We start from the raw sequence: 12,865 nt of genomic DNA on the forward strand, positions 1-12,865 counted from the left end.
ACATATAACCGCCTTGCTCACTTCAAACTCGCGCGTTAGTGCTTGAGTATCACGTACAGAGCATGAATGATCCCGGGAATAAAGCCCAGCAGGGTCAACAGGATGTTCAGCCAGAAATGGCCTTTCAGGCCGACCTCCAGGAACACGCCGAGCGGCGGCAGAAGTATGGCAAAAAGAATCTTGATTGGATCGGTTGCAGTGACGGCCATGGGGACCTCCTATCGATGAAATGAACGTCTGGCTGGCAGATTGAGGCCAGGGGCTGAACCTGTCTGTGCGGTAGCGCAGGTTGTAGTAGCCCCCGGTCAGGACCGTCCCATCTATATGGCCCTGATGTGCGCCACCGAACAGACTATGAGAAGGCGATACCCTAGTCTGGATTCAGATGAGGCGAAGGAAGCGCCAATACAGGGAGTTACATCGTGCGCCCCCCGGAAGGCGGCGCACCCCCAATTTCGGATCTGTGAAAAGGAGCATTTACTAATGAACAATATCGTCTATATCGTCGGTGCAGTCGTTATCGTTTTAGCGGTCCTTTCCTTTCTTGGGCTGCGTTAGGGGTCCGGTTCAATAGCCCGATAGCCTGCTGCGGTGATGGCAGGAATCATCTTGCGGTAGAGGTGACACCAGGGAGGGCCTTCGTCCAGATCATATAGGCGCGGCTCGCCACCCTCGAACTCGTCCACTTCAGGCGTCCGGCGAGTCCGTTGCAACTATCCCCAGCTGCCTGTTGACGTCATCCCGGATTGCCCGATACCGCTCGGGATCGTTGATCAGTGTGTTCAGGTCATCCTCGGGAAAGATCTCCCTGCGCTTTTTCCGGGCCTCTTCCGTTGCGATGCTGGCGGGCATCAGCTGTTCAAGACAGCGCAGCATCGCCTCCGGCGAGACCGAAGCGCCCGGCGAGGCGCCCAGCAGGGTGCCGTAGGTCCTGTCCTCGGAAACCACAATCTCGGTTCCCATCTGGAGATCCCCATCCTTGATGATCTGAACCCGCTGGCCCGCCTGGATGGGTTTCCAGTCAAACTTTTCGCTCATGCCGGGGGCAAACTTCTCGAGCTCCTCGTACATGCTTTTGCTGCCCTTGAACGATTCGGACACAAGATATTTCACCAGCGAGAAGTGCTCCATGGCGACGTTCAGCATGCTGGGCAGGTCATGCAACCGCAGCCCACTCAGGTAATCGAACAGGCCACGGCCTTTTTCAAGAATGGGGTTGAACGAGGCGAACGGGCCGAACAGCAGGTAGTACTGGCCATCCACCACGCGCAGATCCAGGTGTGGCACTGACATCGGCGGCGCACCGACTTTTGCCTTGCCATAGGTTTTGGCGGTGTAGTGCTTCGCCTCTTCCTCGCTGATCGGGGCCCGCAGGAAACGCCCGCCGACCGGAAATCCCGCAAAGCGGTGGCGGAACGGCAGATGGCTTCTCTTCAACAGTGGGAACGCACCGCCGCCGGCACCCACAAACAGCACATCGGCCTTGTACTGAACCGCTTCCCCGTGCTGAGAGGCTTCCAGCAACCAGCTCCCGGAGGGACTGCGGTGGGCCCGTTTAACGTGAACGCCATGCTCGATGGTGACGCCCCGATTCCGCACCAGATGCGTGGCAATCTCGCTGGTCAGCGCCCCGAAATTGATATCGGTCCCGGTTTCAACCGCGGTGGCCGCCATCTTTTCATGGCGGGGCCTTCCTTCCATGGTGTAGGGGATCCAGCTCTTGATCTCATCAAAGTCTTCCGAGTAGCGCATCTGCTCGAAGAAATGATGGGCGGACATCTCCTGATAGCGAAGCCGTAACATATCAATGGCCGGGGCGGGCACCAGGGTGCAGTGCTTGGTCTGGTGGATGAAGCTCCCGGGATCCTCGATGATGCCCTCCCTGACCAGGTAGGCCCAGAACTGTTTGGCCACATTGAACTGGGCATGGATCTTCAGGGCTTTTTCGACGGAAATGACTTCTTCATCAACGGGCGTGTAGTTAAGCTCACAATTCGCCTCATGCCCGGTCCCGGCGTTGTTGAACCCGGCCGAACTGCCCTGCCCGACACCGTCCAGCCGCTCCAGGATGGTAATATCCAGTTCAGGCGCCATTTCTTTTGCCAGAGCGGCAAAAGTGGTCCCCATGATACCGGCTCCAACGATGATTACCTTCATAATGGTTCCCTGCCCGTCAGTCTGTCTGGTGGTGGAATGCGCATGATTGCAAGATGCCTTGAATGGAGCATTTCTTCAATAATTCCCAGATAATGTGGCGAAGGGCACGACCACGCCAATAACAGGAAGCCATAAGACGCGCTAACGCGGCCAAAAGGCTCATTCCGAGGGGTAGCTCAATAACCAGATTGTAAAAAGCACCTAAATGCTACACTGATCAGGTGTGTTTTTTGTACTCAAGACACCACGCTATTCCTCGCCTTGACGGGAGCACCTATCAAAATGGACAACACCCCGCCTCTTTCAGGGACGAATCTGATCGAAGCTGCCTTTCTGGCCAAGGACCAACCGGTTTTTATAGTGGGTTGGGAGACACGCCGCATACTCGCTGTAAATGATGCCGTTTACCGTGTATTCGGTTGGCGACCTGAAGAGCTTCGCGATCGCACCACCGAAATGTTGCACGTGAATGCAGATAGTTTTAAGCGGTTTGGTTCCATATCAGAAACTATGCTGCAGTCGAAGCGGGATACCTTTCATTGTTCGACCCGAATGCTTCGTCGCGATGGCTCCAGCTTCGATACTGAGAACATGCTGGGCATCATTCGTGACCGCGATGGCACGCCTCTGGCGGCGGTAAGTGTTGTGTTTGATCTCTCTGAGGGAAGCTCCATTACTTCCCCTGCCGAACACAGCCCGGACCTCTCCCTGCTCGGTGACCACCTCCCTGGCGGCGTATTTCAGCGCATACAGCGGCCGAATGGCGACATTCTGTATAATTTCATTCGCGGTGACCTGGCCGAGCAGTTCGGCATCGATCCGGAACAGGCAAAGAGCAACCCGGAGCTTGTTCTGAACCGCATCCACCCAAGTGACCGCGAACGCCTGATGCATTCGATCGATCAGACAGGCAAAACCCTGTCGATTCTGGACATGGAGTTAACCGCTTATACCGCCAACGGAGAAGTTCGCTGGCTCCGAAGTATTTCCCAACCCAGAAGGCTGGATGATGGCTCTACCATCTGGGACGGCATATTCCTGGACATCACAGAGCAGCGCTCTGCAGAGAACAGAGCACACCACCTGGTCATGCACGACCGGATCACCGGCTTACCCAATGTTGTAACTTTCGAAGAGCGGCTGGCGGGCGCCATTACAAATGCGGCGGCGGAAAACACTTTTCTGGTCGTCGGTGCGCTGGACGTGAGTCGCTTTTATACAGTCAACGAAAGCCTGGGTTTTCAACAAGGGGATGATGCACTGAGGAAGATCGGTGCCCGCCTGCAGTCGATATACAACGGCAATGACATTGTAGCCCGTTATGAGGGGGATGAATTCCTGTTCATGGCCCAAAACCTGCCAACTTCGGACAGCGTCAGAAGGCTGGGCTATGACGTCACAGCGCTCTTTGACGAGCCTCTGGAACTGGATGATGGGGCACTTCTGTCTGTCTCGGTCAAAGTTGGCCTGTCGGTTTTTCCAGATGATGCTGATTCACCGGATGGCCTGCGTCGGGCAGCGGACCTTGCTCTCCAGAGGGTGCGAAAAGATCCGGATCGGAATTTCGAGTTCTATTCGGCAAAAATGCGCCAGGATGTGCTCGAGGCAGTGACACTTGAGAGAGAGCTGAAGCAAGCAATCAAGGATGGCGCTATTGTGCCCCATTACCAGCCTCAGTTTGACACAGAAAACGGTAATCTCTGTGGTTTGGAAGTGTTGGCGAGGTGGCCCGTGGAACAGGGTGGAATGGTATCACCCGGGCGTTTTATTCCCCTGGCCGAGGAGACCGGCCTTATTCATCCACTAATGGAACACCTGGTGGATTCAGTACTCAGTCAGATTTCGCAATGGCATCGGGAAGGTTTTCTGGTGCCTTCGGTCGCTATTAACGTTTCCGCCCACCAGATTCGTCATCACCGGTTCTTCGACTGGTTATTCGAGCAGCTGTCGCACTATGATCTGGGCATCGATGCTTTGACGGTGGAAATTACGGAATCTGCCTTCCTTTTGGATTTTGCTTCCGTTCAATCGATTCTCGAAGCGCTTGCAAACAGAGGGGTGCGTTTGTCCATCGATGATTTCGGCACCGGCTACTCCTCGTTGAGTTATCTCAGCCAACTGCCCTTCCAGGAACTGAAAATCGACCGGGCTTTCGTCTCGGAAGTCGATTCAAGCCAACGCAAACGGGCGGTTGTCAAAGGTATTATCGAACTTGCCCGTGCCCTGGAACTTGAGGTGATAGCCGAGGGCGTGGAAACCGAAAGCCAACTGTCACAGCTTAAGATCCTCGGCTGCGACTCTGTTCAGGGTTTTCACTTGGCAAAGCCCATGGATGGCACTTCGCTGACTGCCATGTTACCCCCTGACGAGCGGAAGCGATGAGAGCAAAGGGTACCAGTTTACCGAGGGGTTAAGAATCCGCAGAGGATTCACCAGAGTTATCGATGCGTGTCCACTAAAGTGTGGGAAGTCCACGCCGCCCTAGAGCCGCTAGTTATGCCCTGTGATCCAAGGGTGAGCTCGAGTTCCAGGGTCGAATATTGTTCAACTGATCGGCCAGAGCATCTTCAGCTACCTCAGTGTCGTAAGCTGCTTGCGCCCGCAACCAGTAACCATTGGAAAGCCCAAAGAAACGACAGAGACGCAGATCGGTATCGGCGGTTATAGAGCGCTTCCCGGCAATGATCTGCCCAATTCGCTGAGCCGGTACTCCAATTTCTTTTGCAAGACGGTACTGAGAGATCCCCATAGGCTCAAGAAACTCTTCCTTCAGCAACTCGCCAGGCGTTACAGGATCAATATCGCGCATAAGTCACCCCCTAATGGTAATCAACGATTTCGACATCTTCCGCGCCAGCTTTCGTCCACCAGAAGCACAATCGAAATTGCTGGTTAATCCGGATGCTGTACTGGCCTCGACGATCACTGGCCAGCTTCTCGGTATCCCTACACTTGAACGAGATGATCATGGTTTAATAGTGACGCACCGCGTTAATAACGTCAAGCGTCACTATGGCACGATGGTGCGGCTGAGAACAGTCTTCCTGCTTGTTCATTTCACCAGCCCATTCACTGGTTCGATTATCTTCTGCCCGTAATTGGCCAGCTTGACCAGATGGGCAGGCGCCGCTTATTTTGAACTCTTCCGGCGATGGCGACAGGTCCTCAAGACCCTGACCAGAGACTGACCCGCCGTCAGCGAGTTTCGACTTGGCCGGCCAGCAATGATAATTTGGGGTCACGGGAGAGGATGGCTGCCAGGAATGACGGATACCCGATGGAAGGATCTGTCGGCTTGCCAAATGCCGATCCCGGCCCGGACGGGGCACGTCAAACCTCAGGAGCAAGCGATGGAATACAAAAAGGTACCGGTATCCGATCTGCGGATTGGAATGTATGTCGCCAACCTGGACCGTCCCTGGCTGGACAGTCCCTTCCTTTTTCAGGGCTTTACCATCCAGGACGAGCAGGAACTTCACCAGCTCCGCGAGACCTGTGAGCACGTCTTTGTGGACGCAGAGAAAAGTGGTGACGTCGATCTCTCCGACCTGGAAAACCGGGGCGCACACCCCACGCCGAAAGGCGAAGAAGTGGTCGACTTCAACGAGGAAGTCACGCGGGCGCGCAATGTCCGCGAGCGCGGCGAGACCCTCTCCAAGCGCCTCATGGAAGACATCCGCCTGGGTGAAAGCGTGCGCACCGAGGAAGCCCGCGAATTCATCTCCGATCTCATCGTCACCGTCTCCGACAACCCCAATGCCTCGATCTGGCTCACCCATCTTCGCCGTCAGCACGAATACGTGGCGGCCCACAGTATGGATGCCTGCGTGCTGGCGGTCGCCTTTGCCCGGCACCTGGGGTACGAGCGGCAGGCGCTTGAGGACATCGGCCTGGGTGCCCTGCTCCATGACATCGGACTGATGCGCACTCCCCAGGAGCTTCTCGCCAAGACCGGTCCGCTGACCGACGAAGAATTCGAGATCGTTGCCCGCCACCCGTGGGAAGGCTACAACGTGCTTCGCCTGACCCAGGGTTTTTCGAAGAGGACCCTGGACATCGTCCGTTATCACCACGAGCGCATCGACGGTAGTGGTTATCCCGAGGGCCTGTCGGGCGAAGAGATCCCGCAGGAAGTCCTGCTCGTGTCACTGGTGGATGCCTACGATGCGCTGACCAGCCCGCGCCCGTATGTTGACAACCCCTTGCCTCCCTACGAGGCACTCACCCAGCTGCGCAAGAGGGCCGCCACCGACTTCGGCGGCGACCTGGTTGAGCAGTTCATGCGCTGCATCGGCATCTACCCGGTGGGCAGCCTGGTAGAACTGACCAGCGGCGCTCTGGCAGCCGTGGTATCCCATACCCAGGAAACCCGCCTGAGCCCGGTCATCATGATGCTTCGGGATGCCGACGGTGAGCCCTACACCGGCCAGCCTCTGGTCAACCTGGCGTCGCTCGTGGAAGGCGTGGACACGAACCGCTGGCGCATCCTGGGCGTCCGGAATCCGGCCGATCACGGCATCGATATCAGCGAGATCGCTGCAATGCACGGCGGCGGCTGATAGCCGGCTTCCCTGTCCAGCAGCCCCTTATTCCGGCCACAGGAGTGGCCGGCTGAGGAGTTTGTTGGCGGGAATCCTTTTCACTCGATCGATCTTTGATGGGTCAGAAAATCTTCTGTGTAATGCTCCCGGAACGACTCATGGACGACCGTCGGCAGCCAGCGCTCAATCGCTTCCCGATAGGCCTCGGTCTTGCGAATTCGAGCCAACGCCTCGTCGATTTCGGCAATGAGTTGGCGTCCGGTGGCGGTCTTTGAGCAGCCAATATAGGAATAGGAGAATTCCCTGGATTCCCTGATGGGGAGAAACGCGATCTCGCGCTGGAGTTTTCGGGTCTCTTTCACATAACTGAATTCCATCGGGAAACCCAGCACATAGTCGACTCGCTCGCGCGTCAGCATCTGGACCAGCCCGGAATACGCCGGGCTTGAGAACCATTCATACACAGAGCCGGAGGTCTTGTATCGGGCCAGCAATTTGTCGATTTTTGGCCCATAAGCGCGACCAAACTCAATGCCTAGAACCAGGTCCGGATCATTCATCAGTCTTTCCAGGGCTACCGGCGGTTCGCCGAAACGATTCTGGTCTTCGGCGCGGATGGTGATGCCGTTGGAGGGCGCGATAATGCTTGGGCGCCGGGAAAAAACAATGTACTCCTGGCGCTCCGGGGTGATTTTCATCGCTGGATTACAAACATTCTGGCCCTCTTCCAAAGAGCGCAGGAGCCGTGGTGTTGGGACGATGGTACGTTTGTGGGTGTAATCGGGAAGGGCCTCGGCAAGGAGCTCCAGTAAGCGGTCGGTTATGCCTTTCTGGGCCTCCAGGGCCTCCGCGGAAGCGTTTTGATCCCCGGTTTCAATGTGATGGTACGGCGGAATCCTGACGTCAACCCAGTGAATCTCCTCACTGGCGAAAGCCAAGCCGGACTTCGAAGCGGCACCCAACAATACAATTGCTAAAGCGACCCACCGAAGTCTATTCATTTTTAGCGACCTATGGCTTCCAAACCAATTAGGAAAAACATTTACTTCTATTGATAATAACACCCAAACTGCGGCAAACCCATCTTGGGTTTGGGTGCAGAGCTCAGGCGGAGCGCTGGCCCAGCATCGAGGTGTAGGCATCGAGGCCCAGGAAAGGCGTGTGCTTGATCTCCCGGATTTGTAATCCGGCCTCCTCCATGTATCGCTGATAGCCATAGACCGGATGAACCACCGCGCACGTAGTCGACTCGCCCGTGGCTCGTACCGTGCTGGACACAGCTCGTGTGGATTCCGGTGTTCCAGTCCCTGCATGAACTGCTCGATTTCAGATCGCTCTGCTGACATTGTTTTTTATCCTTGTCCATCTAGAGAAGCACAAAGCGATCACTGTTTAGAGGCAGCGAGAGCACGCGTGCCCCCATCAAGACCCCGGCTCCGTTGGCATCCGTCATGGATTCCAGCTGCCTGGCCAGCATATTCGCCGCTTCCAGGTCCGGCGCGACCAGCACGTCGGCCTCCCCCGCCACCGGGGACTGGATGCCCCTGGCCCTGGCGGCGTTGGGATCAAGCGCGTTATCAAACGCCAGAGGTCCGTCCACGAGCCCACCAACGATCTGGCCACGCTCGGCCATCTTGCAGAGCGCACTCGCATCCAGCGTGCAGCTCACCTTCGCGTCCACGATCTCCCTCGCGCACAGAACGGCAACCTTGGGCTGTTCGATTCCGGTGGCGATGCCCAGATCAATGGCGTTCTGCACGATATCGGCCTTATCAGACAGGGTGGGTGCGACGTTGATGACGGCGTCGGTCACCAGAAGGGGGCGGGGATAACGCGGCACGTCCATCATGAACACATGGCTCAACTGCCTTTCCGTGCGCAGGCCGCCGTCCTTTCTCCCAACAGCACCCATCAGTTCATCCGTGGGGAGCTTGCCTTTCATCAACGCCTGTACACATGCCCCGCCCGGACCAACGCCACGGCCCGTTCCGCGGACTCATGGCTGTGGGCACTGCTTACGATTTCGTAACCATCAATGTCCACTTTCGCCGTTGCTGCCGCCTCCTGGATGCGCTCCCTGGGCCCCCCACCAAAACCGGCTCAATCAGCCCGGCATCGGCGGCCCGGATCGCGGCCAGCAGGGACAGGGTGTCCGTCGGGTGGACGATTGCCATGGGAAGAGCGAACCCGCCCACATCCCGTGCGCGACGATCTCGTGGAAAATCTCCTCGCGGGCGAATTCCTCATCCAGATGGGCCGGATTGATATCGCCCGACATGGCCGCGAACAGCTGGATGTCGCGCTCCGTCAGCTGGCGGACCAGGGTCGCGCTCTCATCAATCGCAAGCTCGTCAAAGGTCCGGTTTTCCAGGTAATCACTTGATGGGGGCTCGGCATTGTCGTGCTCGGCCATAGTTCAATTCCTTTTACCAAAGGCTTTCCAGTTTATTGTAGGGGGAAATGGTGTCGTCAGACTCTATGCTAACGGCACACCTGTTGGATTGATCTGATGCAATGAAGGCGCCTTTCGCTCGATCACGGGGATGCACTAACATTAGGAACCGCAAAGAGGTGGCTTCCTCAGAACCAGAAGGACAACCGAATGAGAACGATAGTGACCGCAGTCTCCCTTGCCCTTGCGCTCCTCGCCAGCCCCCAGGCGTTCACCAAGGGCCCGCCGGACGGTGATCTACCGCCGGGCCTACAGAAGAAAGCCGACCGCGGTGAGCCCCTGCCCCCGGGCTGGCAGAAGAAACTGGAAGTGGGCCATCGTCTCGACGATGACGTGTATCACCACGGCGAGGTCATGGACAGCAACGAAAACGATGACGAGATTACCGTCAGGGTGGAAGGGAAGCTGATCAAGGTGCTCAAGGACACCCACGAAATTATCGATATTCTGGACGATTACTAGTCGAAAACTGGCCTGCGCACCGAGCAGCGACAATTAATGCGGTGATTCTCTTCTTCATTTCCTTATTGACCGGTTAACTGTCGCGGCCACCGTAATAGGGTAATCCCCCCGAAAGACCGGGGTTTTTCTACAGTCTCAACAATAAGGCTTACGCGCCGACTTGGAGGCGCGCAGCGCCGGAAAGGCGGTCGCCGTGGAATCGCTGGTTAGGTGTTGCCGGCAACGTTGGGGTAGCGTTCGGGATGCTCGATGATCTCTTCTGTTAGGTCCACATCGAGGTCTGGCCAATGGAAGTGACCTGGCGCCACTTCCTCAACATTCAGAATTGCCCGAACTGGTTGCTCCTTAAACCAAGGAAAGTCCGAATAGGACATGATCCACTCGCGATCGTGGGCCAGGAGCCATACACCATGAGCAGAAATATTTGTCACTTCAACGTCCGAAGTGTTGGAGCCAAGCGCTGACAAGCTCATTTCTGTGGCCCTCCACCAATGCCTCAATCTCTTTCAGTTGCTGCTAGCTATAGCCGTGGTTATTGGCCAGCTCTATGTCCGGTTCGATCCAGAACTTCGCCTCGCCGCCACCCGAAATCACGTGAACGTGCTTTCGTGACTCTTCCCATGAGAAGAAGAAAAACCGATAGCCCTTCTCTCTGAATACTGTCGGGCTCATCCAACCTCCCTGTAGCCGACCTATCTACCCCTATGATGCCCGAGCCCATTAGTCCATGCCAATCAAGGACTCTATGCCCCTAGACTCAAGGAGGAAACCTGGGATCCATCAGTAGCTTCGGGGAAAGGACCAGGATTAGGGCTTCTGGAAACCCTTTACATGGTGGTTGGGGGCGTAGCGATGCTTCTCGTGTTTATCGCCCTCAACGGCGGCGCTATGGGGCTCCCTGCCTCTCCCTGGCTCGGTGGGCTGGGGCCCTGACTACGATGGCAGTTTTTATGATGCCCGGTTATTTCGTATTAAACCCGCTCCAGAAAAGAGCAAAACTACTGGAGGACTGAAAGTTAGCCTCTCTCGAGTTTATCCCCCAGCTCTTTCGTAAACTGCCAGTGGTCGCCCGTATCAAAGGCGACAACCCAGGCGGCTTCTACAGCGAATGGGAGCTTGCCGTTGCTTACCGGATGGAAAGTAACTTTTACCTTACTGAGCTTGATCGATAGATCACCAATGACAGAGCCTCGCGAATATTCTGTTAAGCCGCCTTTACTTTTGCTCTTCTTAAACCCCAGCGAGCCCATTGTCTGTTCTATCTGGTCATCGGAATCTGGGTTGGCCACCTGATTCCTGTATTTGGGGAAAAATGCCAGCATTGGCTTTTTTGCTCCAAGATCCCGATGCGGTACGACCCTGTAAATAACCGTCACAATCACCAGAACGACTATTGCTGTCAGTATTATGTCGACCATCTCGCTTAATACCCTCTTCTACCCATGATGCTGAGCTTACCCGCGCGACGCACGAGTATCCGGTATCGCGCGAGGGCCCCCTAACCCGGAAACCGTTCATACTGCGGCCAGGCGTCCGACAACTCGTACCAGGCGGCCTTCTCTGAAACAAACCCCTGGTATTGGTATGACGGATTCAGCGCCGTATCCAGGGTGCCGACCCGCAGGCGCTTGGTCTCCGGCGCATCATCGCGGGCACTGTACAGTGGGGACCCACAATTACCGCAGAACACCCTGGCTTTTTGGGGCGTCGCCCTGAATTCCTTCAGGAATTCCTCGCCCTTCAGGATCTCGAAGTATTGACTCTCAATCGGCGCAACGGCGACGAAGGCCGCCCCCGACGCCTTCTGACACTCTGTACAGTGGCAGCGGGATACTTCCTCAATGGGCCCGGAGTACCGGTACTGAATGTTTCGGCAAAGACAGCTTCCATGATGCATAAATCACTCCTTGGTTGGCACGAGTAACATTTATCCTGATGCGGCAGCTCATTGTACTGAGCTCATTTGAGCCGATTCACTCGTTTTCCGATGAAGAATCCAGCCTCGCCTCAATTTTCTGAATGACTTCCTCACCATACCCGGATACGCCCAACCGACGGGCTTTGGTTATCAGCTCCCGAGCTTCCTCCGCGTCTCCAGATTCAAGTCGTTGGGAAAGTCTGTTCGCTAGATTCAATGCCGTCGATACGCTCTCCGGCATCAATTCCAGTATTTGTCGATTTTAAGCAATGGCACCGTCAACGTCGCCGGTTACCCCTAAAGCTTCCCCATACTGTCCCAACACCATGGGAAGCATTCGGGGATAGTGATCCTTAATACCCTCAACCGCTTTCTCAAACACGCCAGCAGACTTCTCATATTCCTGCTGCATGTGTTTGTTGTTGCCATAGCGGTATTGAATCAATGGATCTTCGCAATTCAGGTCCTCGACCAAGTAACGCAGTGCCTGCCTGGAATCGTCGAATGCCCTAAGGGTCTGTTCATTCTCGGCCCCTTTCGTTCTGTAGAGAACGGACCACTCCCAATGATGAGACAGCGCGACTTCCACCGCATACTGAGCATTTTCCCCTTCGCATGGCGATGGCGATTGCTCCTGATACATGGTGATTTCTACCTTACTTGGAACTCCGCCATGGTAGGCATACTGGCCAGCAGAATCCCGATTGCCAACAAAGATCTCCTGGCGCTCACTTGCCTGTATTTGGCTTACATGCAACGACACCAAAGTTAGTAAAATTGCAGTAAATAACCTGGTACTACTCATGTGAGTATTTCCCTCGAATTTCAATGTTTCCCCTTACATATAAGGGCAGCTGGGACAGGGGTGAGCGGACCGGTGGCCTTTTTTGGAGCAACGCGGAGAAAAGGCCATCCGCGTGGCGCGACTTGTTATGCCAGCTTGGCTCCGAGTTCGAAATTTCTTTCCACATAGAAGTCTCGATCTTCTCCTGTAGAAAAGTCTTTTGAATAGCTCACAGGGTAAGGCTCTTCATCCGGGTGCTCTTCATCAATTTCCCAGTATCTCTCATCTGGTTGGAATATAGCTTCGTAAGCGACAGATACCGGAACGGGGCCTTTAAGGTGATTTCCGCGAATATTGATCCGCACTAATGTCGTAAGACTACCCTCCTGCTTTAGCCTGCGGTCGTAGGCCCTGTACTGACTATAATTCGCGATGAATGTTTTCATAGGTATTCAGGCATAACGAGACTGTAGAAAAACCCGCTTCTGGGGCCAATCTACAGCCCTCCTGCTTGTTCATTTCACCAGCTCATTCACTGGTTCGATTATCTT

At 55.6% G+C, this 12,865-nt stretch carries 15 protein-coding genes and 2 pseudogenes; 3 read left to right on the forward strand and 14 right to left on the reverse strand.

Translation table 11 applies throughout. The features are described 5' to 3' along the window. Positions 1 to 35: 35 nt before the first annotated feature. The 3 genes from DES49_RS09335 to DES49_RS09345 all read right to left on the reverse strand — a co-directional run bounded on the left by DES49_RS09335 (position 36) and on the right by DES49_RS09345 (position 2,157). Positions 36 to 209, reverse strand: coding sequence for a YqaE/Pmp3 family membrane protein (locus DES49_RS09335; RefSeq protein WP_133736121.1), 174 nt, complete (start codon positions 207 to 209; stop codon positions 36 to 38). A 345-nt stretch (positions 210 to 554) separates the two neighbouring features. Continuing rightward, positions 555 to 686, reverse strand: a complete 132-nt coding sequence (locus DES49_RS15630) for a hypothetical protein (protein WP_341776798.1) — start codon at positions 684 to 686, stop codon at positions 555 to 557. Between the two features lies 1 nt (position 687). Next, positions 688 to 2,157: a malate:quinone oxidoreductase gene (locus DES49_RS09345; RefSeq protein ID WP_133736123.1), complete on the reverse strand. Its 1,470-nt coding sequence runs from the start codon at positions 2,155 to 2,157 to the stop codon at positions 688 to 690. A 282-nt stretch (positions 2,158 to 2,439) separates the two neighbouring features. Here DES49_RS09345 and DES49_RS09350 point away from each other — a divergent pair, with 282 nt between their 5' ends. Next, positions 2,440 to 4,539 carry a bifunctional diguanylate cyclase/phosphodiesterase gene (locus DES49_RS09350; protein WP_133736124.1) on the forward strand — a complete coding sequence of 700 codons (2,100 nt, stop codon included), beginning with the start codon at positions 2,440 to 2,442 and terminating at the stop codon, positions 4,537 to 4,539. A gap of 112 nt (positions 4,540 to 4,651) precedes the next feature. Here the strand turns inward: DES49_RS09350 and DES49_RS09355 are convergent, their stop codons facing one another. Next, positions 4,652 to 4,966: a HigA family addiction module antitoxin gene (locus tag DES49_RS09355; RefSeq protein ID WP_133736125.1), complete on the reverse strand. Its 315-nt coding sequence runs from the start codon at positions 4,964 to 4,966 to the stop codon at positions 4,652 to 4,654. A gap of 10 nt (positions 4,967 to 4,976) precedes the next feature. Next, positions 4,977 to 5,096: pseudogene (locus DES49_RS09360) on the reverse strand (type II toxin-antitoxin system RelE/ParE family toxin); the annotation flags it as partial. A gap of 411 nt (positions 5,097 to 5,507) precedes the next feature. Here DES49_RS09360 and DES49_RS09365 point away from each other — a divergent pair. Next, complete coding sequence (locus tag DES49_RS09365; protein WP_166646051.1) at positions 5,508 to 6,716, forward strand: cyclic di-GMP phosphodiesterase; 1,209 nt, start codon at positions 5,508 to 5,510, stop codon at positions 6,714 to 6,716. An 80-nt stretch (positions 6,717 to 6,796) separates the two neighbouring features. Here the strand turns inward: DES49_RS09365 and DES49_RS09370 are convergent, their stop codons facing one another. The 3 genes and pseudogenes from DES49_RS09370 to DES49_RS15835 all read right to left on the reverse strand — a co-directional run. Continuing rightward, complete coding sequence (locus DES49_RS09370) at positions 6,797 to 7,840, reverse strand: TIGR02285 family protein (protein ID WP_341776800.1); 1,044 nt, start codon at positions 7,838 to 7,840, stop codon at positions 6,797 to 6,799. Further along, positions 7,803 to 7,976, reverse strand: coding sequence for a hypothetical protein (locus DES49_RS15500; RefSeq protein ID WP_166646053.1), 174 nt, complete (start codon positions 7,974 to 7,976; stop codon positions 7,803 to 7,805). Before DES49_RS15500 ends, DES49_RS09370 begins: the two co-directional genes overlap by 38 nt. Positions 7,977 to 8,106: 130 nt before the next feature. Beyond that, positions 8,107 to 9,111, reverse strand: a pseudogene (locus tag DES49_RS15835) (bifunctional enoyl-CoA hydratase/phosphate acetyltransferase); the annotation flags it as partial. Between the two features lie 189 nt (positions 9,112 to 9,300). On the opposite strand from DES49_RS15835, the gene DES49_RS09385 reads away from it, so the two are divergent. Continuing rightward, on the forward strand, positions 9,301 to 9,612 hold the full coding sequence (locus DES49_RS09385) for a hypothetical protein (RefSeq protein ID WP_133736130.1): 312 nt from the start codon (positions 9,301 to 9,303) through the stop codon (positions 9,610 to 9,612). A gap of 206 nt (positions 9,613 to 9,818) precedes the next feature. Here DES49_RS09385 and DES49_RS09390 read toward each other — a convergent pair whose 3' ends face one another. The 6 genes from DES49_RS09390 to DES49_RS09415 form a co-directional block, all read right to left on the reverse strand. Then, entirely contained in the window at positions 9,819 to 10,085 is a 267-nt protein-coding gene (locus DES49_RS09390) for a DUF2442 domain-containing protein (RefSeq protein WP_133736131.1), read from the reverse strand. A gap of 43 nt (positions 10,086 to 10,128) precedes the next feature. Beyond that, positions 10,129 to 10,284: a DUF4160 domain-containing protein gene (locus DES49_RS09395; protein ID WP_341776802.1), complete on the reverse strand. Its 156-nt coding sequence runs from the start codon at positions 10,282 to 10,284 to the stop codon at positions 10,129 to 10,131. A gap of 344 nt (positions 10,285 to 10,628) precedes the next feature. Next, positions 10,629 to 11,030 carry a hypothetical protein gene (locus DES49_RS09400; RefSeq protein ID WP_133736132.1) on the reverse strand — a complete coding sequence of 134 codons (402 nt, stop codon included), beginning with the start codon at positions 11,028 to 11,030 and terminating at the stop codon, positions 10,629 to 10,631. An 80-nt stretch (positions 11,031 to 11,110) separates the two neighbouring features. Next, a complete protein-coding gene (locus DES49_RS09405; protein ID WP_133736133.1) occupies positions 11,111 to 11,509 on the reverse strand; it encodes a GFA family protein in 399 nt (132 codons plus the stop codon). A gap of 283 nt (positions 11,510 to 11,792) precedes the next feature. Next, positions 11,793 to 12,335, reverse strand: coding sequence for a hypothetical protein (locus DES49_RS09410; protein ID WP_133736134.1), 543 nt, complete (start codon positions 12,333 to 12,335; stop codon positions 11,793 to 11,795). Between the two features lie 125 nt (positions 12,336 to 12,460). Next, on the reverse strand, positions 12,461 to 12,760 hold the full coding sequence (locus DES49_RS09415; RefSeq protein WP_133736135.1) for a hypothetical protein: 300 nt from the start codon (positions 12,758 to 12,760) through the stop codon (positions 12,461 to 12,463). Between the last annotated feature and the right edge of the window lie 105 nt (positions 12,761 to 12,865).

Origin of the sequence: Halospina denitrificans (assembly GCF_004364635.1) — a bacterium.
Classification (GTDB): Bacteria; Pseudomonadota; Gammaproteobacteria; order Pseudomonadales; family Oleiphilaceae; genus Halospina; species Halospina denitrificans.